The 24,612-nt window shown below is 58.9% G+C and carries 31 protein-coding genes; 16 read left to right on the forward strand and 15 right to left on the reverse strand.

Annotated features, from left to right (window positions below):
* The first annotated feature begins 34 nt into the window (after nucleotides 1-34).
* Nucleotides 35-1,813 carry an aspartate--tRNA ligase gene (aspS, locus tag ACR0DJ_RS02070; RefSeq protein ID WP_170346084.1) on the forward strand — a complete coding sequence of 593 codons (1,779 nt, stop codon included), beginning with the start codon at nucleotides 35-37 and terminating at the stop codon, nucleotides 1,811-1,813.
* A 172-nt stretch (nucleotides 1,814-1,985) separates the two neighbouring features.
* Here aspS and ACR0DJ_RS02075 read toward each other — a convergent pair whose 3' ends face one another.
* Nucleotides 1,986-2,705, reverse strand: a complete 720-nt coding sequence (locus ACR0DJ_RS02075) for a response regulator (RefSeq protein WP_170346085.1) — start codon at nucleotides 2,703-2,705, stop codon at nucleotides 1,986-1,988.
* Between the two features lie 136 nt (nucleotides 2,706-2,841).
* Between ACR0DJ_RS02075 and mce the strand changes: the two genes are divergently transcribed.
* Together mce and ACR0DJ_RS02085 are read left to right on the forward strand one after the other, a co-directional pair.
* Nucleotides 2,842-3,246, forward strand: coding sequence for a methylmalonyl-CoA epimerase (mce, locus tag ACR0DJ_RS02080; RefSeq protein WP_480683704.1), 405 nt, complete (start codon nucleotides 2,842-2,844; stop codon nucleotides 3,244-3,246).
* A 23-nt stretch (nucleotides 3,247-3,269) separates the two neighbouring features.
* A complete protein-coding gene (locus ACR0DJ_RS02085; protein ID WP_117867937.1) occupies nucleotides 3,270-3,542 on the forward strand; it encodes a DUF1467 family protein in 273 nt (90 codons plus the stop codon).
* Nucleotides 3,543-3,548: 6 nt separating this feature from the next.
* Here the strand turns inward: ACR0DJ_RS02085 and ACR0DJ_RS02090 are convergent, their stop codons facing one another.
* Nucleotides 3,549-4,247, reverse strand: coding sequence for an EI24 domain-containing protein (locus tag ACR0DJ_RS02090; protein WP_480683706.1), 699 nt, complete (start codon nucleotides 4,245-4,247; stop codon nucleotides 3,549-3,551).
* The gene (locus ACR0DJ_RS02095) at nucleotides 4,244-4,822 is read right to left on the reverse strand and encodes a nitroreductase family protein (protein WP_480683707.1); all 579 of its coding nucleotides are present in this window, start codon (nucleotides 4,820-4,822) and stop codon (nucleotides 4,244-4,246) included. The genes ACR0DJ_RS02090 and ACR0DJ_RS02095 overlap by 4 nt, the downstream gene beginning before the upstream one ends.
* Before the next feature lie 135 nt (nucleotides 4,823-4,957).
* Here ACR0DJ_RS02095 and ACR0DJ_RS02100 point away from each other — a divergent pair, with 135 nt between their 5' ends.
* On the forward strand, nucleotides 4,958-5,233 hold the full coding sequence (locus tag ACR0DJ_RS02100) for a DUF167 domain-containing protein (protein ID WP_171638940.1): 276 nt from the start codon (nucleotides 4,958-4,960) through the stop codon (nucleotides 5,231-5,233).
* Here the strand turns inward: ACR0DJ_RS02100 and ACR0DJ_RS02105 are convergent.
* Nucleotides 5,221-5,469 carry a hypothetical protein gene (locus ACR0DJ_RS02105; RefSeq protein ID WP_170346090.1) on the reverse strand — a complete coding sequence of 83 codons (249 nt, stop codon included), beginning with the start codon at nucleotides 5,467-5,469 and terminating at the stop codon, nucleotides 5,221-5,223. The two genes, ACR0DJ_RS02100 and ACR0DJ_RS02105, sit on opposite strands and share 13 nt — an antisense overlap.
* Before the next feature lie 120 nt (nucleotides 5,470-5,589).
* On the opposite strand from ACR0DJ_RS02105, the gene ACR0DJ_RS02110 reads away from it, so the two are divergent.
* The 5 genes from ACR0DJ_RS02110 to ACR0DJ_RS02130 all read left to right on the forward strand — a co-directional run bounded on the left by ACR0DJ_RS02110 (nucleotide 5,590) and on the right by ACR0DJ_RS02130 (nucleotide 7,527).
* On the forward strand, nucleotides 5,590-6,297 hold the full coding sequence (locus tag ACR0DJ_RS02110; protein WP_170346091.1) for a M48 family metallopeptidase: 708 nt from the start codon (nucleotides 5,590-5,592) through the stop codon (nucleotides 6,295-6,297).
* Nucleotides 6,294-6,662 (forward strand): YigZ family protein, encoded by a 369-nt coding sequence (locus tag ACR0DJ_RS02115; protein WP_480683709.1) that lies wholly within the window; start codon nucleotides 6,294-6,296, stop codon nucleotides 6,660-6,662. The genes ACR0DJ_RS02110 and ACR0DJ_RS02115 overlap by 4 nt, the downstream gene beginning before the upstream one ends.
* A 69-nt stretch (nucleotides 6,663-6,731) precedes the next feature.
* Nucleotides 6,732-6,983, forward strand: coding sequence for a DUF6455 family protein (locus ACR0DJ_RS02120; RefSeq protein WP_117867945.1), 252 nt, complete (start codon nucleotides 6,732-6,734; stop codon nucleotides 6,981-6,983).
* Between the two features lie 14 nt (nucleotides 6,984-6,997).
* The gene (locus tag ACR0DJ_RS02125; RefSeq protein WP_170346093.1) at nucleotides 6,998-7,267 is read left to right on the forward strand and encodes a DUF6455 family protein; all 270 of its coding nucleotides are present in this window, start codon (nucleotides 6,998-7,000) and stop codon (nucleotides 7,265-7,267) included.
* The gene (locus ACR0DJ_RS02130; protein WP_480683711.1) at nucleotides 7,267-7,527 is read left to right on the forward strand and encodes a DUF6455 family protein; all 261 of its coding nucleotides are present in this window, start codon (nucleotides 7,267-7,269) and stop codon (nucleotides 7,525-7,527) included. The genes ACR0DJ_RS02125 and ACR0DJ_RS02130 overlap by 1 nt, the downstream gene beginning before the upstream one ends.
* Here ACR0DJ_RS02130 and ACR0DJ_RS02135 read toward each other — a convergent pair whose 3' ends face one another.
* Entirely contained in the window at nucleotides 7,528-7,770 is a 243-nt protein-coding gene (locus ACR0DJ_RS02135) for a CDGSH iron-sulfur domain-containing protein (RefSeq protein ID WP_170346095.1), read from the reverse strand.
* Between the two features lie 230 nt (nucleotides 7,771-8,000).
* On the opposite strand from ACR0DJ_RS02135, the gene ACR0DJ_RS02140 reads away from it, so the two are divergent.
* Nucleotides 8,001-8,189 carry a hypothetical protein gene (locus ACR0DJ_RS02140; protein ID WP_170346096.1) on the forward strand — a complete coding sequence of 63 codons (189 nt, stop codon included), beginning with the start codon at nucleotides 8,001-8,003 and terminating at the stop codon, nucleotides 8,187-8,189.
* A 133-nt stretch (nucleotides 8,190-8,322) separates the two neighbouring features.
* Here the strand turns inward: ACR0DJ_RS02140 and ACR0DJ_RS02145 are convergent, their stop codons facing one another.
* Together ACR0DJ_RS02145 and rimO are read right to left on the reverse strand one after the other, a co-directional pair.
* Nucleotides 8,323-8,682, reverse strand: a complete 360-nt coding sequence (locus ACR0DJ_RS02145) for a hypothetical protein (protein ID WP_480683712.1) — start codon at nucleotides 8,680-8,682, stop codon at nucleotides 8,323-8,325.
* Nucleotides 8,683-8,795: 113 nt separating this feature from the next.
* Entirely contained in the window at nucleotides 8,796-10,184 is a 1,389-nt protein-coding gene (gene rimO / locus ACR0DJ_RS02150) for a 30S ribosomal protein S12 methylthiotransferase RimO (protein WP_480683713.1), read from the reverse strand.
* Nucleotides 10,185-10,278: 94 nt separating this feature from the next.
* Between rimO and ACR0DJ_RS02155 the strand changes: the two genes are divergently transcribed.
* Nucleotides 10,279-12,234, forward strand: coding sequence for an AsmA family protein (locus ACR0DJ_RS02155; RefSeq protein ID WP_480683714.1), 1,956 nt, complete (start codon nucleotides 10,279-10,281; stop codon nucleotides 12,232-12,234).
* 47 nt (nucleotides 12,235-12,281) lie between these two features.
* On the opposite strand, the gene ACR0DJ_RS02160 is transcribed toward ACR0DJ_RS02155, so the two are convergent.
* Genes ACR0DJ_RS02160 through ACR0DJ_RS02175 form a run of 4 tightly spaced genes read right to left on the reverse strand, consistent with a single transcriptional unit; the run spans nucleotide 12,282 to nucleotide 16,847 of the window.
* Complete coding sequence (locus tag ACR0DJ_RS02160; RefSeq protein ID WP_480683716.1) at nucleotides 12,282-13,778, reverse strand: phosphomannomutase/phosphoglucomutase; 1,497 nt, start codon at nucleotides 13,776-13,778, stop codon at nucleotides 12,282-12,284.
* 15 nt (nucleotides 13,779-13,793) lie between these two features.
* Entirely contained in the window at nucleotides 13,794-14,627 is an 834-nt protein-coding gene (kdsA, locus tag ACR0DJ_RS02165) for a 3-deoxy-8-phosphooctulonate synthase (RefSeq protein WP_257599251.1), read from the reverse strand.
* Nucleotides 14,628-14,632: 5 nt separating this feature from the next.
* On the reverse strand, nucleotides 14,633-16,210 hold the full coding sequence (locus ACR0DJ_RS02170; RefSeq protein ID WP_170346102.1) for a KpsE/RkpR family capsule polysaccharide export protein: 1,578 nt from the start codon (nucleotides 16,208-16,210) through the stop codon (nucleotides 14,633-14,635).
* A complete protein-coding gene (locus tag ACR0DJ_RS02175; RefSeq protein ID WP_170346103.1) occupies nucleotides 16,188-16,847 on the reverse strand; it encodes an ABC transporter ATP-binding protein in 660 nt (219 codons plus the stop codon). Before ACR0DJ_RS02175 ends, ACR0DJ_RS02170 begins: the two co-directional genes overlap by 23 nt.
* A gap of 223 nt (nucleotides 16,848-17,070) precedes the next feature.
* Between ACR0DJ_RS02175 and ACR0DJ_RS02180 the strand changes: the two genes are divergently transcribed.
* Both ACR0DJ_RS02180 and ACR0DJ_RS02185 read left to right on the forward strand, forming a co-directional pair.
* Nucleotides 17,071-17,682: a uracil-DNA glycosylase family protein gene (locus tag ACR0DJ_RS02180; protein WP_425078810.1), complete on the forward strand. Its 612-nt coding sequence runs from the start codon at nucleotides 17,071-17,073 to the stop codon at nucleotides 17,680-17,682.
* Entirely contained in the window at nucleotides 17,675-18,463 is a 789-nt protein-coding gene (locus tag ACR0DJ_RS02185) for an SseB family protein (RefSeq protein ID WP_480683717.1), read from the forward strand. Before ACR0DJ_RS02180 ends, ACR0DJ_RS02185 begins: the two co-directional genes overlap by 8 nt.
* A 59-nt stretch (nucleotides 18,464-18,522) precedes the next feature.
* Here the strand turns inward: ACR0DJ_RS02185 and yghU are convergent, their stop codons facing one another.
* Nucleotides 18,523-19,401, reverse strand: coding sequence for a glutathione-dependent disulfide-bond oxidoreductase (gene yghU, locus ACR0DJ_RS02190; RefSeq protein ID WP_170346105.1), 879 nt, complete (start codon nucleotides 19,399-19,401; stop codon nucleotides 18,523-18,525).
* Between the two features lie 234 nt (nucleotides 19,402-19,635).
* Here yghU and ACR0DJ_RS02195 point away from each other — a divergent pair, with 234 nt between their 5' ends.
* The gene (locus ACR0DJ_RS02195) at nucleotides 19,636-20,154 is read left to right on the forward strand and encodes a YHS domain-containing (seleno)protein (RefSeq protein WP_480683719.1); all 519 of its coding nucleotides are present in this window, start codon (nucleotides 19,636-19,638) and stop codon (nucleotides 20,152-20,154) included.
* Nucleotides 20,155-20,203: 49 nt separating this feature from the next.
* Here the strand turns inward: ACR0DJ_RS02195 and ACR0DJ_RS02200 are convergent, their stop codons facing one another.
* Both ACR0DJ_RS02200 and metF read right to left on the reverse strand, forming a co-directional pair.
* A complete protein-coding gene (locus ACR0DJ_RS02200; protein WP_425078808.1) occupies nucleotides 20,204-20,869 on the reverse strand; it encodes a J domain-containing protein in 666 nt (221 codons plus the stop codon).
* Between the two features lie 230 nt (nucleotides 20,870-21,099).
* Nucleotides 21,100-21,966, reverse strand: a complete 867-nt coding sequence (metF, locus tag ACR0DJ_RS02205) for a methylenetetrahydrofolate reductase [NAD(P)H] (RefSeq protein ID WP_170346108.1) — start codon at nucleotides 21,964-21,966, stop codon at nucleotides 21,100-21,102.
* Nucleotides 21,967-22,060: 94 nt separating this feature from the next.
* Between metF and ACR0DJ_RS02210 the strand changes: the two genes are divergently transcribed.
* Nucleotides 22,061-22,966: a LysR family transcriptional regulator gene (locus ACR0DJ_RS02210; protein ID WP_480683720.1), complete on the forward strand. Its 906-nt coding sequence runs from the start codon at nucleotides 22,061-22,063 to the stop codon at nucleotides 22,964-22,966.
* A 98-nt stretch (nucleotides 22,967-23,064) separates the two neighbouring features.
* On the forward strand, nucleotides 23,065-23,850 hold the full coding sequence (locus ACR0DJ_RS02215) for an inositol monophosphatase family protein (protein ID WP_170346110.1): 786 nt from the start codon (nucleotides 23,065-23,067) through the stop codon (nucleotides 23,848-23,850).
* 17 nt (nucleotides 23,851-23,867) lie between these two features.
* On the opposite strand, the gene ACR0DJ_RS02220 is transcribed toward ACR0DJ_RS02215, so the two are convergent.
* On the reverse strand, nucleotides 23,868-24,611 hold the full coding sequence (locus ACR0DJ_RS02220) for a rhomboid family intramembrane serine protease (RefSeq protein WP_170346111.1): 744 nt from the start codon (nucleotides 24,609-24,611) through the stop codon (nucleotides 23,868-23,870).
* Nucleotide 24,612 lies beyond the last annotated feature (1 nt).

Below are 24,612 nucleotides of genomic sequence, written 5' to 3' on the forward strand. Positions count from 1 at the left end.
GGCGCGACGAATTCTGCGCCCGAAGGGATATTCCATGCACGCCTATCGCAGCCACACCTGCGCCGCCTTGACCGCCGCCAATGTTGGAGAAACCGTTCGCCTGTCCGGTTGGGTGCATCGGGTTCGAGATCATGGGGGCGTGCTGTTCATCGACCTGCGCGACCATTTCGGCGTAACCCAGATCCTGTGCGACGGCGACAGCGCCGCTTTTGCCGAGCTTGAAAAAGTGCGGTCCGAATGGTGCATCCGCATCGATGGCACCGTCAAAGCCCGTGACCCGGACCTGGTGAACCCGAAACTGCCCACCGGCGAGATCGAAGTTTATGTACGCGAGCTGGAAGTTCTGGGGGCCGCCGACGAATTGCCGCTGATGGTCTTCGGCGATCAGGAATACCCCGAGGAAACCCGCCTGCGTTATCGTTATCTGGACCTGCGCCGCGAGGCGATGCAGCGGAACATGACCCTGCGCTCGGACGTGGTTGCGTCCATGCGCAAACGTATGTGGGATCAGGGCTTTCGCGAATACCAGACGCCGATCATCACCGCCTCGTCGCCCGAAGGCGCGCGCGACTTCCTGGTGCCTTCGCGCCTGCATCCGGGCAAATTCTATGCGTTGCCGCAAGCCCCGCAGCAGTTCAAGCAGCTGATCATGGTGTCGGGCTTCGACAAGTATTTCCAGATCGCGCCCTGCTTTCGCGACGAAGACCCGCGCGCCGACCGCTCGCCCACCGATTTCTACCAGCTGGACCTCGAGATGTCCTTTGTCGAACAGCAGGACGTGTTCGACGTCATTCAACCCGTTCTGACCGGCGTGTTCGAAGAATTTGGCGGCGGGCGCAAGGTTGATCAGGACTGGCCGCAAATTTCCTACAAGGACGCGGCGCTGTGGTATGGCACCGACAAGCCGGATCTGCGGAACCCCATCAAGATGCAGGTGGTTTCCGAGCATTTCCGCGGTTCCGGTTTCGCAATCTTCGCGAAGCTGCTTGAACAGGAAGGCACCGAGATTCGGGCGATTCCCGCGCCAGGCGGCGGCAGCCGCAAGTTCTGCGACCGCATGAACGCCTTTGCCCAGAAAGAGGGTCTGCCGGGGATGGGCTATATCTTCTGGCGCGATCAGGGTGAGGGGATGGAGGCTGCGGGACCGCTGGCCAAGAACATCGGCCCCGAACGCACCGAGGCAATCCGTCAGCAACTGGGTCTGGGCGTTGGCGATGCAGCCTTCTTCCTGGGCGGCAAGCCAAAAGCCTTTGAAAAGGTTGCCGGTAAGGCGCGTGACGTGATCGGTGAGGAATTGAATCTGACCGAAAAAGACCGTTTTGCCTTTGCCTGGATCGTGGACTTCCCGATCTATGAACAGGACGAAGAAACCGGCGCCATCGACTTTGAACACAACCCGTTCTCGATGCCGCAGGGCGGCATGGAAGCGTTGCAGGGCAACCCGCTGGATGTGCGCGGCTACCAGTATGATCTGGCGTGTAACGGGTACGAGCTGGTTTCAGGCGCGATCCGGAACCACAAGCCGGAAATCATGCTGAAGGCCTTTGAACTGGCAGGCTATGGCGAGGATGAAGTAAAATCCCGCTTTGGTGCCCTGTTCAATGCCTTCCACTACGGCGCCCCGCCACACGGTGGATGTGCGGCTGGTATCGACCGGATCGTGATGCTGTTGGCAGATGAGGCCAATATCCGCGAAGTCATGATGTTCCCGATGAACCAGCGTGCCGAAGACTTGATGATGGACGCACCTTCGGATCCGACCTCGGATCAGTTGATGGAGTTGGGTCTTCGCATTATCCCTCAGGACCAGTAAAAAAAACCGCCCGCTTGTCGCGGGCGGTTTTTTTCACGCAGGCTGCGTGTGTCAGTCCAGTGGGTTTTTCAGATTGTCTCGATTGACGCGTATGGAACGCGCGGCATGCCGTGTTTGGCGGTACAGCCAGATGCACAGAAGGGTCGCAGTGATGAAATAGGCTGTCACCATTTCAAATCGCCTCTCGCTGTTCCAGTCGGTTCTGCACCATCCCGGCAACCTGCGCTGCCTGCGCCATGATCGGCGTCCCGTTTGCGCGTGACAATGCCAGCTTTCGCGCGGCTTCCGCCAGGGGCCTGTCATTTGCCTCGCGCGCGACGCCGTGCAGGAACTGAGCGGCGTAGTCCAAGGTACGATGATCGTTGGGACCTGCGAGCACATCGGCGATATGGGCCATGTCGTCCTGATAGGCCAGAGGGTCCGGGCGGATGATTTCATCGCGCACGGCATGAAGCCCGCTGGGCCGCCGATCCTCCGGCAGGCGTTCCAGAATGGATTTCTGAAAATGAGACATTGATTTTAGCGGCTTGGACAAAAACCCATCCGCTCCGGCCGCAAGAGCCATGTCTTCACTGCCGTCATCGCCCGACAGGCCCATGATGACACTGATACGGGGCGTGGCCTCGGCCAATTCGGCGATCAGGTCGGCACCGGATCCGTCCGGCAGGCCCATATCGACCAGGATGACCGAAGGCCGATAGATCTGTAGATGCCTTCGGGCCGATTTCAGGCAATCCGCACGGCGAATGCGCGCGCCGCTGTGCAGGCACATCAGGCGGATGGCATCGCAAGCGTACCGGCTGTCTTCGACAACCAGTATGGTCTGACCCAGCAAGGGTCGAGTCGCGGTGGGCGCGGCGGTGGTGGTGGCAAGTAGGCCCGAATCGTCCATGGCAGCTCTCCTATGCAGCAGATGCTTCACGCTAGGAACTTCTGGCTAACACGACGTTAACGCGCGATTTGGCGCACTTGTCCTTTGGCGGGTCAGCCCCCATAACCCATGCAACGCAGGACAGCAGGAGTAAGACATGATTGGACGTCTGAACCACGTCGCCATCGCCGTACCGGATCTTGAGGCGGCGTCCGAGCAATACCGCAACGCGCTGGGCGCCAAAGTCGGCGCGCCGCAGGACGAGCCGGATCACGGTGTCACGGTCGTGTTCATCGAACTGCCCAACACCAAGATCGAACTTCTGTATCCGCTGGGTGACGAAAGCCCGATCAACGGGTTTTTGGAAAAGAACCCGGCCGGCGGCATCCACCATGTATGTTACGAGGTCGAGGATATCATCGCGGCCCGTGATCATCTGAAAGCGACCGGAGCCCGTGTTCTGGGATCAGGTGAGCCCAAGATCGGTGCGCATGGAAAACCGGTTCTGTTTCTGCACCCCAAGGATTTCAACGGCTGCCTGGTCGAGCTGGAGCAGGTATAACCCCCAGCCCCGGAGGGCCCGAAATGACCATTACTGCCGCGCTGGTGTTGTTCGCCGTCATCTGGTTCATGACGTTGTTGGTGGTGCTGCCCATTCGCATCAAAACCCAGGGCGATCTGGGTGACATCGTTCCCGGCACGCATGCGGGCGCGCCGGAAGTGCATCACATGAAAAGAAAGATGTGGATCACCACCGGTATCTCTGTGGTTCTGTGGGCGATCATCGCCGGGATCATCCTGTCGGGCGTGATCTCGGTGCGGGATTTCGACTGGCTGAACCAACTGGAGCCAAGATAATCCCCGTCAGGCCTTTTGGCCCGACACGGCGTGATAGATATGGGTGAACGTGGCGGCCCCGAGGATCGGGATCACCAGGTTCACCAGCGGCACTGAAAGCGGAATGGCCATCAATGTGCCAGCCACCCAGATCGTCGTTGAATGTTTGGCCCGCAGCTTGCGCGCGCCGTCGCGCCCGATCCTTCGCATCGCGGCAAGGGTAAAGTATTCACGCCCCAGCAAAAATCCGTTCATCGCCCAGAAGATGAAAGGCGCAAGCGGGGTGAAAATCGCATAGAGGATCAGCGCCAGCAGGTTTGCCACAATCAGAACGCCAAGGAAGCTGAGACCGTCCATAAGCGCCTCTGAGGCCGGGATGCGCCGTGCGGGCGGCAACGCCGGAAAATGCTTGTCCTCAACCGCCTGTGCCACCTCGTCCAGAAAGATCGAGGTGATGGCCGACGCGACCGGCACCATCAGAAAAACGGGCAGGATCAGGACGAGCACGATACCGGAATAGTTCAGAACGTCGTTCAGCCACGGCACAGCCCCCACGAACGGCAGTGAGATTTCGCTGCCTGACAGCCAGTTGATCAACCAGATCGCACCTGCACAGGCCAGAACCAGCAGCAGAATGGTCAGACCCACGCCGCGCAGCAATACGGCGCGAAACCTGGGGTCTCCGGTCTGGCCAAGTGCGCTGAAAAAGGCGTTCAGGATGATCATTCCGTAACCCACTCTGTCAACGCGGCCACGTCGGGCCGGGGGCGTTCCGGAGGGGTCGCTCCCTCGGTGGCGATATGAATCAAACCGGCCACGCGTTCGTTTTCGGCAAGCCCGAAAGCATCGACACAGAATTCGCGATCATGTGTTTGCCAACCCGACAGCCAATTGGCGCCCCAGCCCGCAGCCAGCGCGGCATTCAGCAGCGCCAGACAGACCGCGCCAGCAGAGTAGGATTGTTCGATCGCTGGGATCTTTTCGAATTGCTTGCGAACCTCGATGACCGCGACGGCCAGATGCCCCATATCGAACTGGCTGCGCGCCTTGGCGATGTCTTCCGGGCTTTTGTTCAGCCTTTGCCCGCAGGCCTCGGTCAGGGTCGCCAGACGTGGCATCGCGCCCTTTTCCAGAACGATGAATCGCCAGGGCTCCAGTTTGCCGTGATCGGGGCTGCGGGCGGCGGCCGTCAGCAATGGCAGCAACTCCTCCCGGGTTGGGGCCGGAGCAACCAGTGTCTTGGCCGGCCGGGACCGGCGCGACTGCAAAAACTCCAGAGCGGCGGGGTTTTTCAGGGACATATGTTAACTTCCTTTACATCACGACTCTGTATCTTGGTCGGTATCCTGCCCGTTTCAAGGGCACGCCAATGGATTGCGTGGATCAATTTCATTACGACGAGCTTCGTGCAAGACTTTGAGAAAGAAGAGGAGACAATGGCGAAATCCAAGCTGCGTGATCTGCCGGATCTCAGCGCGATGGCGCAGGCCGGGGCCGTGTTCCAATTGAAGGTGACGCCCAAGGCGGCCCGCGATCGGGTGAGCGTCGAAGACGGGCAGATCAAGGTATTCGTTACGGCCCCGCCGGAAAGCGGCAAGGCCAACAGGGCCGTGCAGTTGCTGCTTGCAGAATGCCTTGGCGTCGCGCCCTCGACCCTGACGCTGAAGCAGGGGCAATCCGCACGGATCAAGCTGTTTGCCTATGACCCCTGAGGCCCGGTTTCGCGAATTTGATAAACACCTTCGGGCAGATCCAGCGCGGCCGCCAGATCCCGCACCTGCTCGGGTGACAAAGTGATCTTCTGTATTTGATCGGTGCGGGGATCAAGTTGTTCCAGCGTGACGCATTCCGCGAAATTGTTGATCACCACATCTTCCTGCAAAGGTTGTTCACCTTCGTCCACAAGCGTAATGACCGTCGAGTCGAATTCATGCTCAATCGTAAACATGAGGCCAGAGTGCAAGCCGCCGAGGCGCAATGCAAGCCGTTCGTTGAACCGCCGGTGTGGTTTCGCCGGCACGGGCGTACTATGTTGAAATCACGGCCATTCGGTCTCAAAGGATATGACATGCGCATTTGGTTTGTTTTATTGCTGTCCCTGCTGCTTGCGGCGTGTGGAGAGGGGGCCCTGCGCGTCCAGCCCGCCGAGGAATGGCTGGGGGATGAGCCAGAGGCAGAACCGATGGTGCAGACCTTTCGCGAGGTCAGCCGGGCGGTCGGGGCAGAAGCCCGCAGACAGTGTCTGAAACAGACGACCGGGCAGAATTGCGACTTTCGGATTCTTGTCGACCTGAACCCTCGGGCTTCGGTCAATGCATTCCAGACGCTGGATGAAAACAAGCAGCCGGTGATCATATTCACCCGCTCGATGATCGAATCCACCAAGAACGCGGATGAACTGGCGTTTGTCATGGGGCATGAAGCAGCCCACCACGTGTTGGGGCACATCGCCAGGCAGAGTGAAATCGCCAGCGCCAGCGCGGCCGAGTTCGGGCGGGTGGCAGAGTTGCGCGGCGGGGACGCCGCCGCCATTGAAGAGGCGCAAAAGCTGGGCGCGCAGGTCGGCGTTCAGGCTTATGTGAAAGACTTTGAGCTGGAGGCAGACCAGTTGGGAACCATCATCACCTATAACGCTGGATACAATCCGTTGGTTGGGGCAAAATTCTTTGATCGCATCCCGGATCCCGGTGACAGGTTTTTGGGAACCCACCCGCCAAATGCTCAACGCGTTCAGATCGTGCTGGAGACAGCAGAGCAACTGGGTCTGTCCCAATGACCGCGCTTACGTGTCTGGGTGTCGTCCTGACGGATCGCGGCTCGAAATACGCGGTGTCAGGCGCGCAGGTCACGACGCGGGCTGAAATCGACGCCGTTCTGGAGGATTTGAAATCCGACAAGAGCTATGCCAAGGCCACCCATAACACCTGGGCTGCGGCTTTGCCGACCGGCGCCTTGAAGGCCGATGACGGGGAAAGCGGCGCGGGCATGGTGATCCTTCGGATGATCGAACGCGCCGGGTTAAAGGATCATGTAATTATCGTGACGCGCTGGTATGGCGGCAAGAAACTGGGCGGGGATCGCTTTCGCCGTGTTCAGGATGCCACGCGGGCCTATCTGGATCACATCGGCATCCAATCTTGACCTGAGTCAATGTTTGCCCTCGCGGATGCGCTACCCTTTGGACACAGCGTGAAAGCGAGAGGAAACAGCATGCCTACCCAAGAGACCCTGCGGCTGCATGCCGGATTGGTGGACGATATGGCCAGAATGCTGGACATTGATCTTGAGGAAGCCGCCATTGATGGCTCCGTTTCCGTGGACCAGATCTCTGACGCTGTTTTGCGCTGTACCGACTGCCCGAACCCGGATCACTGCAAGAGTTTGCTGAACAATCCCGGTTCTGCTCGGCGTACGCCCGAATACTGCCGAAACCAGGAATTGCTCGACAATCTCCTGCCTTGACATACGGGTGTGCCATGACACGTCTGGGCGAAATCATGACCCATCTGCGTTTGGTGTTGCGCATGGGGCAGGCAACCGGAGCCGATTTGGCCGCGGCCTATCGGAGCGGTCATCTGAAACAGGAAGAATGGGCTGAAATCGTGCAGCAGTGCCGCGGCTGTTCCTGGGCCAAGGACTGCCCGGAATGGTTGGAACGGCGCGAACAGGTTGAACAGGCACCGTCGACATGCCCGAATCGCACGTTTTTTGCCGCCCTCAAAACCAAGCAGAAGGAGCACGCTTGATGTCTCAGGTCGCGTTGGGGGAAATCGAAAAGCATTTCTGGCTTACACGCTCGGTTTCGCGCTGTATGGGCATTTCCATGACCGAAGTGATGGCCGAAGGACGCCTTTCGCCGGAACAATACGCCGAGCTTGTCACGCGGTGTCGCGCTGCCGGATGTGATTTGCAATGCGAGTATTGGCTTGCCCGGCAACAGGGCACAGCGGCCACGGCCCCGGATTTTTGCCCGAATGCCGAGGTATTGAATGGGTTGAAAACCTGATCAAAGCCCGTTGTGCGTTCCGTCGCACAAAGGCGGTTTCGAACTGTGTTTGCACCCACAGAAGAAAACCTTCTTACTGTCTTCCGCTGTATATTTCACAGGCTCAAATCCGGTGCCTTTGTGCGAGCCGTCGCAAAACGGCTGGCGGCCGGATTTTCCGCACGCACACCAGAAATAGGTTTTTCCCTGAACGACCTCGACCGGAAAGGGCGATTTCCGGGCAATGATGGGTGCGTTTGACATGTGGCTTCTCCGTCTTTTGGCTGAATGTGCTGAAACAGTTTAGGGCGTCGTAGTCAGAAGGATAGGTTTGACGCCGCAAGGAACGTCATTGCGCCATTGGATTGGCATGGATTCGCTGTGACTCACGAAGTCGTGATCGATTCAGTTGCCAGATAGTCGTTCAACCCGTATTCTGAACCCGGCCCCGAAAAGCTGGGCAATATCAGAAAAGTAATAAAGGATTGACGGACATGAAACTGAAACTCGCCGCCGTTGGCGCATTTGCACTGATCCTGACTGCCTGTGCACAGCAGGAAGAACCGACACCTGTTTACGTTCAGCCCAGCTATGACAAAGCCGGCACGCCCAGCTGCCCGGGTGGCTATGAACTTGCCACAACCGAAGCAGGCCAGACGGTCTGTAATCCGGTTACTCAGTAAGCCATTCGCAGGCGGCCCGGACGCGGACCGTCTGCACCCTTTCGGGAACGACCGCCGCCATTCGTGGCGGTTTTTTCTTGCCTGCGTTTTTGCGGCTGTCGGCAAGTGCTTTGTCGCGGTATGCGACCCCTGTTTAGTGCCTTTTGAAGCCGTAGGAATGCTTGAATTTGAATGATTTGTATTTGTGACGCTTGACCGCCCCATAGGGGATATGCCCGAGGACACGCCGTTTGGGGGCGGTGTATCGATAAACCGTGGTCGGTTTTTTGATATGCGCCTTGGGGTGCTTGGCGTGTGACTTGGCTTTCGGGGCCACGTAATACCGGTTTATCTTGTGACGGCCGTTTTTGTGAAAGCTCAGATTTTTGCCGCCGACCACAATAAATCCGGCAGAGCCGACCTGTGTGGGCTGGGCGTAACCGGGGGTGGCCACGAAATGCGCAGCGATCAGGAATATCACACCCTTCCGGCCAAGCTTGAAGATATAAGACATGAAAACCCCCGTGATTGGCTTTCAGTCCAAGATCGGGTCTGACCGCGTGTTCGGCCAGTAAACTCGGTTCACGCTTTGCCCATATGCCGTGTGCTCGACCGCGGTGTCAGACCTTAGACGGGCTTACCCCACAAATCGTATTCTCCGGCCTCGTCCACTTCGACCGTGACGATGTCACCGGGCCTGAGGTTTTCGAACCCTTCATCGATGAACAGGTTGCCGTCGATCTCGGGCGCGTCTGCCTTGGTGCGGCAGGTGGCGGCCTCGTCGTCGACCTCGTCCACGATCACCTCAAGCGTCTGTCCGACCTTCGCCTGCAACTTGGCCTCCGAGATCGCTTGAGCCTTTTCCATGAAGCGATCCCAGCGCTCCTGCTTGATTTCGGCCGGGACGTGATCGGGCAGGTCGTTCGAGCGCGCGCCATCCACGTTTTCATACTGAAAACACCCGACACGATCCAGTTGTGCCTCGTCAATCCAGTCCAGCAGGGTCTGGAATTCGGCTTCGGTCTCGCCCGGATAGCCGACGATAAAGGTTGATCGCAGGGTGATACCCGGGCAGATCGCGCGCCAGGCCTTGATTTCATCCAGCGTTCTGGCCGACGCGGCCGGGCGTGCCATGCGTTTCAGAACGTCCGGGTGGGCGTGTTGAAACGGGATATCCAGATAAGGCAGCACGTTGCACCCGGCATCCGCCATCAGCGGAATCAGGTCCCGCACATGCGGATAGGGATACACATAGTGCAGCCGCACCCAGGCATCCAACTGCCCCAGTTCACGCGCCAGATCGGTGATATGGCTGCGTACTTCACCGTCTTTCCAAGGGTTCACATCGTATTTGCGGTCCAGCCCGTAGGCCGAGGTGTCCTGCGAAATCACCAGCAATTCACGCACGCCATTGTCGACCAGCTTTTCCGCCTCGCGCAGAACCGCATGCGCCGGGCGGCTGGCCAGCTTTCCGCGCATGTCGGGGATGATGCAGAACTTGCACTTGTGGTTGCAGCCCTCGGAAATTTTCAGATAGCTGTAGTGGCGCGGCGTCAACTGAACGCTGCTGGCGGGTAACAGGTCCACGAACGGATCAGGGTCGGGTGGCACGGCGGCGTGCACCGCATCCAGCACCTGCTCGTATTGGTGCGGGCCGGTGACAGCCATGATGCGGGGGTGATGCTCGCGAATGTAATCCGGTTCTGCGCCCAGACAGCCGGTTACGATGACCTTGCCGTTTTCCACCAGCGCCTCTCCGATCGCGTCCAGCGATTCCGCCTTGGCGCTGTCAAGGAACCCGCAGGTGTTCACAATGACGGCATCGGCCCCGGCATAATCTGGCGAAATGCCGTATCCTTCGGCACGCAGCCGGGTCAGAATGCGTTCACTGTCGACCAACGCCTTTGGGCAGCCCAAGGACACCATACCGATGGTCGGCTGGTTTGATTGGGGCGTCTCGGTGATCCGGGCAGCAGGCGCCAGGTCGGGGCGGAGGTTTGGCGGGTTCGTCGTCATGCGCGGCATATAGTGGGGAAAGCTTCCCCTTGCAAATGTGACGTGTGATTTGAATGATCACGGCAATGACAAGCCAAAAGGCGGAGAGCAGACTATGAAATGGCTGATGCGCATCCTGTTTATTGTTGTAGCCGTGGTCGCGTTGATCATCGGCGCGCTGTTGCTGATGCCGGGGGAGAAGCTTGCCGCGATTCTGGCCGAGCAGGTCAAGGCGCAGACCGGGAGGGATCTGACACTGACCGGCGATGTGCGCATATCCTTCTGGCCGGTGGTCGGGATGGAGACCGGGCCGGTGCGTTTCGGCAACGCAAGCTGGGCCGGACCGGAGCCGATGCTCAGCGCGGATAGCCTGGCCGTCGGGGTGGACGCTGCCGGGCTGTTGAACGGGGATCTGCGGATCAAACGTGTTTTTGCAGACAATCCCGTGTTGCGGTTGGAACGATCCGATGGGCGCGGCAATTGGGAATTGAGCACCCCAACAACAGCGACAACTGCGGCCACGACCGGGGGCACCACGCCCGCTGAGCCCTCGGGGCAGGTCACGCTGGATCAACTGGAGCTGACAAATGCACGGCTGATTTACGTGGAAAATGGCGTCACGCAGATGGACTTCTCGGGCGTGACACTATCTGCAAGCTGGCCCGAGGTGACGGCCCCGTTGGTGATGGAGGCCGCCATGCCAGTGCCCGGAGGTGCGGTTCAGGTTGATCTGAAAATCCCGGATTTACCGGCTTTTGCGGCCGGGTCAGTGACTGATCTGGAACTGGCGTTGACGGCTCCGGGCGGCGAGATCGGATTTGAAGGACGCGTCAATCTTACGGGTGAAATGGATGGAACCATCAAGGTCGTGACGCGGGACACTGAAAGAATGCTTGCCGCCTTCGGTCAGGCTGGCACATCTGTACCGCCCGGATTGGGCAAAATCGCCGACATTTCAGCGCAGATGACATATACGCAGGACGGGCGGATTTCCATGCGGAACATGGTTGCGCAATTGGATGACAACCGGTTCGTGGGTGAGGCGGATATCACCATCTCGGACCCGCCGCGTATCGTGGCCCGTCTGGATGCCGGTGATCTGGATCTGTCGCGGATTTCCGAAACGGGTTCTGCCCCAAGCAGCACGTCTCAGGCAAACGCTCCTGCACCTGAGGGGTGGTCGAAGGACCCTATCGACGCGTCCGCTCTGGCCTTGGCGAACGGTAAGATTCGCTTGACGGCCAACTCGATCGCCGTGCCCGGAATGACGTTCGGCAAAAGTGACCTGACCCTGTCGCTGGATCGGTCGCGGGCCGTTCTGGACATGCACCCGGCCACGCTGTTTTCGGGGCAACTGAAGGGTCAGGTGGTTGCCAACAACCGCAACGGCCTGTCTGTCGGCGGCAACGTGACCGCCACCGGGATCGATCTGGAACAGGCACTGACCACGATGGCCGGGGTCAAACGCCTGTCGGGAACCGCTGCGGGAGCATTTGAGTTTCTGGGCGTTGGTCAGTCCGAGGATCAGATCATGCGGTCCCTCAGCGGCAAGGGAAACCTGGATGTCGGTCCCGGAGTGATTTCCGGGCTCGATCTGGACCGATTGATGGGGCAGGGCACCGGATCAGGCGGAACCACCGTGTTCAACAGCCTGACGGCCAGTTTCACCATCGATCAGGGCGTGTTGACGAACAGTGATCTGCTCATGTCACTGAAGAATTTCCGTGCAGATGGCACCGGCACCGTGGATCTGGGGGCTCGCAACATCGACTATCTGTTCACGCCCGTGGCGTTGCGTGCCAATTCCGGGCAGGGGATATCGGTTCCCGTTCACATCAAAGGCCCCTGGAGCGACCCGTCGATCAAGCCGGACCTGACCAAGGTGATCGAGGCGGCCGCGGATGTGAAGGTCAAAGAACTGGAAGACGACGCCAAACAGAAGGTTTTTGATAAGGTCGGCAACGAATTGGATACGACGATCACCGACAGTGATCAGATCGAAGACGCCATCAAGAACAAGCTTGAAGAAGAGGCCAAGAAAGGTCTGCTCAAATTATTCGGCGGCGACTGAGCAACCATCGTGCTTGGGGCATCGGGATATGCCCCAAGCAGTTGTGTTCAGATCGTCTGGTCGTAATCGCCGACACCGGGCTCGGTTCGGATGACGGCATCAATGTCCGCGAAGATGGCGCGCATCTCAGCCTCGCTTTCGCTGCTTTCACAGACAACGACCAGATTGGGGGTATTGGACGAAGCCCGCACCAGACCCCAGCTGCCGTTGTCCAGAATCACACGTGCGCCGTTCACCGTGACCACTTCCTTGATTGCGCGGCCAGCGAGTGTTTCGCCCGCATCTCCCTTGGCGACCAACTTGTCGACCAGCCGCTGAAGGATATCATATTTCTCGGTATCAGCGGCGTGGGGTGACATCGTGGGTGTGGACCAGGTCTTGGGCAGGGCCTTGCGCAGGTCCGACATGCTCTGATCCGGGTTGCGGTCCATCAGTTTGCAGATTTCGACTGCGACACGCATCCCGCAGTCGTATCCACGCCCGATCGGTTCGGCCAAAAAGTAGTGGCCTGATTTTTCGAACCCGGCCAGTGCACCGATTTCCTTGACCCGACGCTTCATGTGGCTGTGGCCGGTCTTCCAGTAATCGGCTTTGGCGCCCAGGGCCTGCAACTCGGGATCGCTGGCGAACAGACCGGTGGATTTCACATCCGCGACAAAGGTCGATCCGGGGTGAAGCTTGGCCAGATCACGCGCCATGATCACGCCAACCTTGTCGGCAAAGATCTCCTCGCCCTCATCATCGACGACGCCGCAGCGGTCTCCGTCACCGTCAAACCCCAGCGCCAGATCGGCACCGCTGGATTTCACGGTGGCGGCCATGTCGTGCAGCATCTCCATGGCTTCTGGGTTCGGGTTGTAGTTGGGGAACGTATAGTCCAGACGGTTATGGCTGGGTACGACCTCAACCCCGATCCGCTCGAAAATCTCGGGCGCAAAGGCCGAAGCCGTGCCGTTGCCCGTTGCGCAGACCACTTTGAGCGGGCGGGACATTTTGAAATCGCCGACCAGGTCGTCGATATAGGCCTCTTTGACGCCATCGACGAACTCGTACGAGCCGCCTTCGCGCGTGACGCTTTCGCCGTTCAGTACGATGTCACGCAGTTCCGACATCTCATCCGGGCCATGGGTCAGCGGACGCTCAAAACCCATTTTGACCCCGGTCCAGCCGTTGGGATTGTGGCTGGCGGTGACCATCGCCACCGCCGGCACATCCAGATGGAACTGTGCGAAGTATGCCATGGGGCTGAGCGCAGGGCCGATGTCTTTGACACGGATACCAGCCTGTATCAGGCCCAGCATCAGGGCATTTTTGATCGCCAATGAATAATCGCGATAATCGTTGCCGACAGCAATTACAGGCTCGATCCCGCGCCTGTGCATCTGCGTGCCAAGCCCCAGCCCAAGCGCGGTCATGCCGGGCAGGTTGATCTCTTCGGGATATTTCCAGCGGGCGTCGTATTCACGGAACCCGGTGGGCGTGATCATCGCGTCGCGCAGAAAGTTCCAGCTGTTGGGCGTTACCTCGGTGAGGGGTTTGGTCATAACAAGTCTCAATCGTTAAATCTGTATCGGATTCGCTTTAGCAAGCGCATCAAATCGCATCAATGTGTCAACAAGTTGGGGCATCTGGTCGAGGGGGATCATATTTGGCCCGTCCGATGGGGCCGAGTCCGGGTCCTGATGGGTTTCAATGAACACGGCCCCAACACCCAGAGAAACCGCGGCGCGGGCCATTACCGGTGCAAATTCGCGCTGCCCGCCCGAAGACCCGCCCTTGCCTCCGGGTTGCTGCACGGAATGGGTGGCGTCCATCACCACCGGATACCCGGTTTTCGCCATTTGGGGCAGCGCGCGCATGTCGGCAACCAGCGTGTTGTAGCCAAATGAGGTGCCACGCTCGGTCAGCAGGATATTCTGATTTCCGGTGCTTTCGATTTTATCGACGATGTTGGTCATTTCCCAAGGTGCAAGGAATTGCCCCTTTTTCACATTGACCGCTTTGCCGGTGTTGCCGGCCGCCAGCAGCATGTCGGTCTGACGGCACAGGAATGCCGGAATTTGCAGAACGTCCACCGCCTCGGCGGCGATGGCGCATTGCGCTTCGGTATGAACATCGGTCAGAACCGGGATGCCCATCGTCTTGCGGATGTCGCTTAGCACCTTCAGCCCCGCATCGATGCCCATGCCACGCTTGCCCGACAGGGATGTCCGGTTCGCCTTGTCATAAGACGCCTTGAAGACGTATTGCGCCCCGGCGGCGTCGCAGGCTTCTTTCATCTTGCCTGCAATCATCTGCGCGTGGTCTGCGGTTTCAAGCTGACATGGCCCAGCTATGATGGTCAGCGGAAGGTCGTTGCCGACTGTCAGGTCGGAGATTTTAACATGTTTCATGAGTTTTATGAGGATACCTGTTCACGAAGGACCGACGCGGTAAGCGAGATCATCAGGTAGATACCAGCAAACAACAGGAATGCCAAAATCGTATTTTCGAACTTGCGCGGATAGCTGGGTTCCTGACTGGGAACCGGGTTGACCGACACAGTCAGATAGCGCACCTGCCGGTTGGCTTCGGACCGGGTCGCTTCCATTTGCTGCATTGCCGTTTGCAGCATCATGTCACGCGCCGCCAGGTCCGCCTGCGCGATCTGGATACGCACGCTCAACCGCGCCAGCGAGTTTTCGCCGTCCGAGGCATCCTGCATCTCGGCATTCAGTTCTTTGAGAACCTTTTCCAGACGGGCGATATCTGCCTTGACGCCATCAACCTTTGCCTTGTTCGGGCGCAGGTTGTCCTGAAGCGCGGCGAGCTCAAGCTCTTTGTCCTGAACCAGTATTTCGATTTCGTTGATGCGGGCACGCAGGCTGGCAATGACGTTTTCGGGGTCAAGAACCGCGCCCTGAAGCTGAAGCTCGATCAACTCTTCCTGAGCCTGCCTGCGCGCTTCCTGCGCCGCTTCGAAACTTTGCAGCGCGTCGCGCATCTGGTCTTCGCGTTTTTTTCCGGACAAGGCGTTCACCCTGTCTTCTGCGTAAGAGATCAGGCGCTCGGAAAACTCGGTCGATGTCTGCGCGTCGGGGGCGGCAACCTCCATCCGAATGACCCCTTCGGTCGGGTCATAGCCGATGGTGATCATGCGTTTGAACAGCTTATAGGCGTCTTCAAGCGAGGCGTCTGGCGCCAGTCTTTGAATCGGGTCGATCCATTCCTGCTTGAAGACATCGGAAAACCCGGCATCCCGATCCAGCAACAGCAAAGCTTCTTTCGATTCCAAAAAAGACTGAACCGAGATCGAGTCCTGCGTGGTGGCGAATTGCGTGCCGGCGAGCAGACCGCCGACACTGCCCGGTCCACCATCAGCTTGCAGGATCAGGAATTCGGAATCGCTGGCATACATCGGCGTGGCGATGCGGTAGAAATAGAAGCCGACAATGAAGGTCGGCAGGAACACAAAGGCCGCCAGACGCGCAAACAGTCCAAACAGTTTACGCTTGCGACGGCGTGCGATGTCTTTTTGGATTTGGCTGATTTCATAATTGCGCCGCTCAGCCGGGCTGAGCTCGGGCCCGGGTAGGTTCGTTTTCTCGGCGCCCATGGGCTGCGGCAGTTGAACGTTGATCCTGTCCTTGGGTTTGTCACCCCCGTTCGATGGTTTTGCCGCAGCAAGGTCCAGCAGATTGGTGCGCTGGAAGGGGTCGATGCCCTTTTTGCGCAGCAACCGCACCGCGTCATAATCCGACGTCGCGGCCAGACCGTGTTTCTGCGCCAGACGTCGTGCGATACGCAATTGACGGCCCGTCAGGCCTTCGCGCTTGATGTCATCCAGCTGCGTCCCGGGCTGTGCTTCGCCGGCGGCCGCAGGGCCTTGCGTCGCGTTGCGAATACGCGAGATGGCGTCCGATCGCGCCTCGGCCGAGCTTTCCGTCTGACGTCCGCGGCGCCAGTTGTATTTTCTAACCTTGGGTTTCGTAGTCATACAGCTGCTTCGCCTCTTCCAAGGAGTCAAATATATACAATTGCCCGTCCAGAAGTACGGCCGCTTTCTGGGCGAATTTCTCCAACACGGACGGGCTGTGCGATACGATCACCAAAGTCGTCGTGCGCAATCTTTCCTTCAGGATCGCCCCAGCCTTTTCGTTGAATTCGACATCTGTTGTCGCCGGCATCCCTTCGTCGATGAGATACATGTCAAAGTCCAGCGCCAGCATCAAAGAAAAGGTGAAGCGCGCCCTCATCCCAGAGGAGTAAGTGGCAAGGGGCTGGTCGAAATATTCGCCCAGACCGCAGAGCCATTTGCAGTAGGCCTCGATGTAATCGGGGTCCATACCGTAGATCTTGGCGATGTAGCGCGCGTTCTCAAGCGCTGACAGTTTTCCCGACACGCCACCGGTGAACCCCATGGGAAAGGACACCCGGCATTCGCGGCGGACCACGCCCTCGTCGGGTTTTTCCAGACCGGCCATCATGTTGATCAGCGTGGTTTTTCCGGTTCCGTTTGGGGCCAGAACGCCCAGTGAGGTGCCCAGTTCGACCCGAAACGAGACCCGATCCAGAATCACCTTGCGGCGCGTTCCGGTCCAGAAGGATTTGCTGACGTTGTCGAATTCTAGCATTCGCGGTCTGCTGCTCGTTTTGGTCGTTTGTCGCACTTGCGGGCGGCCAGAAAGGGTATTTTTTACCGGCCCATGTTGGCTACATTATGTCGAATTATGAAACAAATGATCAATGCGTCCCGGTTGCGCGCATGAATGTCTGGTCGGGTGCAGCAAGGGATGCCATTCACTTGGTGCTGCGTTCGGTCGTTATTATCTGTTTTGGCAGCCAACAACAGACTGGATGGACAGGGACCGTCACGATCAGATGAACGCTTTACGTCAGGAAATCCGCGCTTGCCGCTTGTGTGCCGACAGGTTCGCGCAAACAGAAACCGCACACGAGCCGCGCCCGGTGGTCTGGTTCCGCCCCGGAACGCCAATCCTTGTCGCGGGGCAGGCACCGGGCGCCCGTGTGCACGAGTCGGGGCGGCCCTTCACCGACCCGTCCGGCGACAGGCTGCGGCACTGGCTGGGGATTGATGAGTCGGTTTTTTACGACCGCGACTGTGTTTCGATCGTGCCGATGGCGTTCTGCTTTCCGGGGTATGATGCGCGCAATGCTGATCTTCCTCCACCTGCGATGTGCCGCAAGACCTGGCATGACCGAGTGATGCAGGAACTGGGGCGTGTGCCGCTGACCGTGTTGGTCGGAGGTCACGCGCACAAGTTTCATCTTGGCGCGCACGGGTCGGTGACGGACACCGTCCGCAACTGGCGGGACCATGCGCCGCGGGTCTTTGCCTTGCCTCACCCGTCCTGGCGCAATACGGCATGGTTGAAGAAAAACCCGTGGTTCGAGGCTGAACTGCTGCCTGTTTTGCGTGCACGGGTCCAAGAGGTGCTGAATGACTGACTCCACGGCGTTGGACACCGCGCATGCCGCGATGCAGGCGGACCCGACAAGTGATGCCGCCCGTCTGCGTTTCTTTGAACGGCTTGCGGATAGCGAGCTGTTTCTGATGCTGACCGAAGAAGCGCGGGACCAGAATATCTCGCCCGAAGTGTTCGATGTGGCTGACGGGCGCTTTGTTCTGGCCTTTGATCGTGAGGACCGGCTGGCGCAGTTTGCCGGGCGGCCCGTGCCTTATGTGGCGCTGTCCGGGCGGGTGCTTTCGGGGATGCTGTCGGGACAGGGCATCGGGCTTGGTCTGAACCTTGAGACGGCGCCATCTTCCATGCTGATTCCGGTGGAAGCACTGGAATGGTTGGCTGAAACGTTGCAGCACAGCCCGCAAGAGGTCGAGGAAGAGCTTGCCGAGTTTTTGCCGCCCGCTGGCCTGCCGCAGAACCTGCTGACCGCGCTGGATGCAAAACTGGCGACGGCAGGCGGACTTGCCAGCGCGGCTTATCTGGTCGCCACCAAGTCCAAATCGGGCGCGCAGGGCCATCTGTTGGGGTTTGTCGATGCGATCGAGGGGGCCGAGCCCGCTTTGGCCAAGGCCGCGTCCGAGGCGCTGACCTTTTCCGGGATCGAGGCAGGCGCGATGGATGTCGGGTTTTTCACCGCAAGCGAGGCCGCCGCCGCGCTGTTGGCCAAGGTGGGCCTTCGGTTTGATCTGCCCCAGCCGCAAATTGCCGATACGGTCCGTGAAGCCCCCGGCAGCAACCCGGACAACCCACCCATTCTGAAATAACCATCCAAAGGCAAACACGCGGCGCAAGCTGCACCGCGTGTTGTTGCATTGGGGTTTGTTTATTCCGCTGCCGCTTCCAACTTGTCCTGCGTGCGGGTTTCGAAGTCGGTGGCGTCGTGGCGTTCGTGAAGCTGCGTGTGCGGCTCGCCAAAGGTGCGGTTGACCATGCGGCCGCGCTGAACCGCAGGGCGCGCGTCGATCGCCTTTGCCCATCGCATGACGTTCTTGTAGGACTCCACGTCCAGGAACTCTGCCGCGCTGTAAAGGCGGCCCAGAACCAACTGACCATACCAGGGCCAAATCGCCATGTCGGCGATCGAATAGTTTTCGCCCGCGATGAAGGTTTTTTCCGCCAGTTCACGATCCAGAACGTCCAGTTGGCGCTTGGTCTCCATGGCGAAACGGTTGATCGGGTATTCCCATTTCTCGGGTGCATAGGCGTAGAAATGCCCGAACCCACCGCCCAGATACGGCGCGCTGCCCATCTGCCAGAACACCCAGTTCATCACCTCGGTCCGCTCGGGGCCGGAAGCCGGCAGAAACGCGCCGAACTTTTCGGCCAGATGGAACAGGATCGAGGCGCTTTCAAAAACCCGAACAGGTTTGTCGCCCGACCGATCCCAAAGCGCGGGGATTTTCGAGTTCGGGTTGACCTCGACAAAGCCCGAGCTGAATTGATCGCCTTCTCCGATGTTGATCAGCCAGGCGTTGTATTCAGCGCCTTCATGACCAAGTGCCAGCAGCTCTTCCAGCATCACCGTGACTTTCACGCCATTGGGTGTCGCGAGCGAGTACAGCTGAAGAGGATGCTGTCCGACCGGCAGGTCCTTGTCATGGGTCGCTCCGGCGATCGGCCGGTTGATGTTGGCGAATTGTCCGCCACTTTTACTGTCCCAAGTCCAGACCGCTGGAGGGGTATACGAGGATTGGTCGCTCATCACTTGCCTTTCTTGCCTATGTCGGGGCTGCCATACAGCTAATATTGCAAACCGCCGAGTCCAACCCCACCCAACTGGCGTATTCTGTAACAATCCGCCGCCAAACTCTCACGTTTTCTCGTGCCGGGTCACAGCGGCGTTAGGGGGACTACGCACCGCACGGGAATCGCATATTGTCCATTCAGACCTGCCCAAGGCATCACGGATTTAGTTGACCCGAAAAGGATGGACGACATGAAACGCTTTGCATTGACACTCGCTGCGGCCATAGTGCTGGCGGTTCCGGCTTTTGCCGGCCCTCAATATATTGACGGCACAGGTTTTGCTGTTTCGGGTTACGATGTCGTTGCCTATCGCAGCCTGGATCAGGTGCCGGTGGGCCAGCCGCAGCCCGAGGGTGTGCGCGGAAATGCCAACATCACCGCCGAGTACAACGGTGCGACCTGGGCTTTTGCGACCGAGGAAAACCGAGACAAATTCCTGGAAAACCCGGCATACTACGCGCCGCAATATGATGGGCACTGCGCCTATGGCGTGTCGCGCGGCGGCAAGGTTCCGGCAAACCCGAACCTGTGGCGGATTGTGGATGACAAGCTGTATCTCAACATCACCGATGTGGTTGTCGGATTTTTCGAGGAAGACATTCCGGGCAATATCAATCTTGCCGAAGGAAACTGGCCCGGTATCGAACCAAGCGACGCCTCGACCAACGTGATTCCGAAATTCACGTCAGAAGGCCCGGTTTCGAACTGATCCGGCGCCACAAGATCAATGCCCGGCAAGCTCAGCCGGGCTCAGGCCCTTACCCCGCAAGCCAGAATTGATCCCGAATATCCTGATCAGCGTCAAACCTGATCCGCACACTCTTGGCCCCCGGAAACTTCCGTTCGCGGATCGTATCGGGGATGATGACTTCTCCGGCACCGGTATCTTTTGACTGAAAGCTCAGAATTTCAGCCTCGGTGTGGCGTGCGCTGGTCAGGACGGTCGTCGGCAAGGCCACGCGATTTGCCCCATGATGCACGGGCGTGGTGACAAAATAGGTCAGATGCCGCCCGTAACACCCGACCGCGTCAGGAACGTGATCCGAGACGCATGCATCAGATGTGTCCTGAACATCCGCTTCATCGTGCATTTTCGGCAACCTCTGGTCGGGATTCAGCATCGCCTTGCAGGCAGCGATATCTTCCAGCGGAAGTTCGATGATGCGCTTTTTCAAACGGGGTCGGCGCGGTTGCGGAGGGCCGGAACTGGCACCACCTTTTGTAACCAACCCTTCCTTGCGCAGATAATCATAGGCCGCCTTGGCGCGCGAAAAACCGGAACTGTCCCCATCCTTGTGATCGGGATGTGAATGGAAGGCGATCTGCCTCCAGGCGTCCCTGATCTCTTGGGAACCGGCGCAGGGGCTTAACCCCAGATCCGCCAACGCATCCGCGCGCGCCCGCACTTTATCGACAGGTTCCATACTCAAAACACTCATTACAAACTACACTTTTCCAGTGTCGCCAGCGTCATGGTTTTGTCAAATTTCAGGGATGATTTGCGGGGCTGGTGACAACAATCGCGGTGTTGAGATTCAATTGTCCCTCAAAGGCACCGTTTTAGGGGTGGTGCTGGTAAACAGTACACATCTTCCGAAACGACAAACGCCCGGGTGGAAACGTAACCCGGGCGAATCATTGGATTTTTTGCAAGTCAGGCGACGTTTTCCAGTTCAACGCGTGGTGTAATGCCCAGTGCAAAGCAGACATCGCGCGTCAGTTCGGGACGGTTGAGCGTATAGAAATGCAGCTTGTCCACGCCGCCTTCGATCAGGTCCGAACACAGTTCAGTGCAGATCGCCGTGGCCAACAGATCCTCGCGCTCGTCGCGCACCGCTTTTTCAAAGGCCTGTTCGACCCAAACCGGAATATGCGTGCCACAGCGCTTGGCGAAATTGCGGGCACCCGACCAGTTCTCGATCGGCAGGATGCCCGGAACGATCGGTTTGTCGATACCGGCCTTGGCGCACGCATCGCGGAACCGGAAAAAGGTCTCGGCTTCGAAGAAGAACTGTGTCAGCGCTTCGTCTGCGCCTGCGTCCAGCTTGGCCTTCAACCAGTCCACATCCGCAGCCATGTCTGCGGCCTCGGGGTGGGTGTCAGGATAGGCCCCGACACGGATGCTGAACATTTCGGTTTCGGCCAGTGCCTCGATCAGTTCGACAGAACTGGAAAACCCGTCGGGGTGCGGTACAAACTTGTCCTGACCCTTTGGCGGATCGCCGCGCAGGGCGACGATGTCCTGCACGCCGGCGCGTGCAAAGGCGTCTGCGATCTCCAGCGTTTCCTGCCGCGAAGCATCGACGCAGGTCAGATGAGCGGCCACGTTCAGGCCCGATGACTTGTGCAGGGTTGAAACCGCGTCGCGTGTCAGTTCACGCGTCGTGCCGCCAGCGCCGTAGGTGACGGAAACAAAGCGGGGATCCAAAGGGGCCAATGTCTGGACCGTGTCCCAAAGGCGGAAAGAGGCTTCCAGAGTTTTGGGCGGAAAGAACTCGAAGGAAATTTCAGGTTTGGACATCGTGGCCTCACTGGATCAACTGAGCCCCTTGTGCCATGGCGAGCATTGTGAAACAAACTCATATTACTCAACAACAACATGAATACTGTTTGAAATGCATATTGAATTCCGGCACCTGCGCACCATCAAGGCGATCCATGAATGCGGCGGGCTGGCCCGTGCTGCGGATCAGCTGAATATCACCCAGTCCGCATTAAGTCATCAAATCAAAGGGTTGGAGGATCAGGCCGGGGTTGAACTGTTTCTGCGCCGCTCCAAACCCATGAAACTGTCGGCTGCCGGTTTGCGCCTGTTGCGATTGGCCGAGCAGATTCTGCCGCAGGTCGAAGCCGCCCAGAATGAATTTTCATCGCTGCGGGACGGGCGAGCGGGGCGGATGCATATAGCCATCGAATGCCATGCCTGTTTCGAATGGCTGTTTCCTGTTCTTGAAGCCTTCAGGAAATCCTGGGGCGATGTGGATGTCGATATCCGCCCCGGCCTGGCCTTCGACGCGCTTCCGGCCTTGCAGAAGGAAGAGGTTGATCTGGTGGTCTCGTCCGATCCCGAAGACCTTCCGGGTGTCGAGTTTGTCGAACTTTTCGACTATAACGCGGTGTTTGTGGCCGCTTCGACCCATCCCCTGGCCAAGAAAGACTATATCGAGGCCGAGGATTTTCGCGGCCAAACCCTGATCACCTATCCGGTGGAACGCACGCGTCTGGATGTGTTCAGCCAGTTGTTGATCCCGGCGCGGGTTGAACCTGCCACGATCCGGCAGGTGGAACTGACTGCCGTCATTCTGCTGCTGGTCGCATCGAACCGGGGCATTTCAGTGCTGCCGGATTGGGTCGTGCGCGAGGTCAAATACAACTCGGACTACGTCACCCGACCCTTGACGAAAGAGGGCATTACACGGCGTCTCTATGCCGCGGTCCGGTCGGAAGATCTGGAGAAACCCTATGTGCAGGAACTGGTGAAACTGGCCCGGGAAGAAGCGCGAAAGCTGCAATCCCAGTAACGGCGTTTCCGGCGGGTCTGTTATGCGCATCATTCCTCTTGGCAAGGGCGCGTTGCGGCAGTATACGCGCGGTTTGACCGGACAGGAGCCTTTTGACAATGGTTGGCAGCGCAAATCTCAACATCATGATCAAGGCCGCGCGCAAGGCGGGGCGTTCTTTGGTCAAGGATTTCCGTGAAGTCGAAAATCTGCAGGTGTCGATGAAAGGAGCCGGTGATTTCGTCTCGAAGGCTGACATCGCCGCCGAAGCCATCCTGAAAGAAGAGCTGCTGGGCGCACGGCCGACCTATGGCTGGCTGGCCGAAGAGGGCGGTGTCATTGACGGCGAAGACCCAACCCGCCGCTGGATCGTCGATCCGCTGGACGGCACCACCAATTTCCTGCACGGCCTGCCGCATTGGGCGATTTCCATAGCGCTGGAACACAAGGGCAAGATCGTTGCCGGCGTGATTTATGACGCCGCCAAGGACGAGATGTTCTTTGCCGAAAAGGGTGAGGGCGCCTGGATGAACGACATGCGTATTCGCGTGTCGGGCCGTCATCGCATGATTGAATCGGTCTTCGCGACCGGTCTGCCTTTTGGTGGCCGTTCGGATCTGCCAGCAACCCTACAGGATCTGGCGCGCCTGATGCCCGCCTGCGCCGGTGTCCGTCGTTGGGGTGCTGCCGCGCTCGACATGGCATATGTGGCCGCCGGCCGGTATGAGGGCTTTTGGGAACGCCGCCTGAATGCGTGGGATCTGGCCGCCGGCGTGATCATCGTCAAAGAGGCCGGCGGTTTCGTGCAGGCGCTGAACCCTGAAGGCAACGTGCTGGAAGATGGTGAAGTGATCTGTTCTAACGAACCGATCTTCGATCAGTTCGCCAAGGTGATCCGGGGCTAGGCGCCCGTTTACCGGCCTTAACGGCGCGGAACGCGCGGAATGCGGGATTGCGACAGCTTGTACTTCGCTTCCGGGTGGGGCGGGTGCCCATGGGTGCGGTTCCAGAACTGAATTCCGCCGCGTCTCAGCCACAGCGGTATGCACAGGATCAGGCCAACGGCAAACCCCCCGGTATGGGCCCAATAGGCGATGCCGCCTTCGTCCGGGTTGCTCGTGACGCTGCCAAAGAACTGTATCGCCAGCCAGACGCCCAGCATGATGAAGGCGGGAATGGTAAAGACCCTGAAATAGACGACCAGGATCAGCAGGACATCCACCCGTGCTTTCGGGAACAGCAGCAGATACCCGCCCATAACGCCAGCAATCGCGCCCGAGGCCCCAACCGTGGGGACTTGGGACTCGGGCCCGGTGATGATGTGAATCAGGCCCGCGCCAATTCCGGCTGCCAGATAGAACAGCAGGAAAGGCAGATGGCCCATCTCGTCTTCCAGATTGTCACCGAAGATCCACAGAAACAGCATGTTCCCGGCCAGATGCATCCACCCCCCGTGCAGGAACATGGATGTCACGAGGGTTTCCAGCCCGAACCCGTCGCTGACCCGCGCCGGAATAATGGCGTAGTCGAAAAACAGCCTGCCGATCCGCGGCCCGTCACCCAAAATCCCCACATAGCTGAGGAAAATCAGGATATTGGCCGCCAGCAAGGCATAGACAACATAAGGTGTGCGCCCCGAAGGGTTGTGGTCGCGGATCGGAAACATG

Source organism: Ruegeria sp. BF10 (assembly GCF_056538725.1).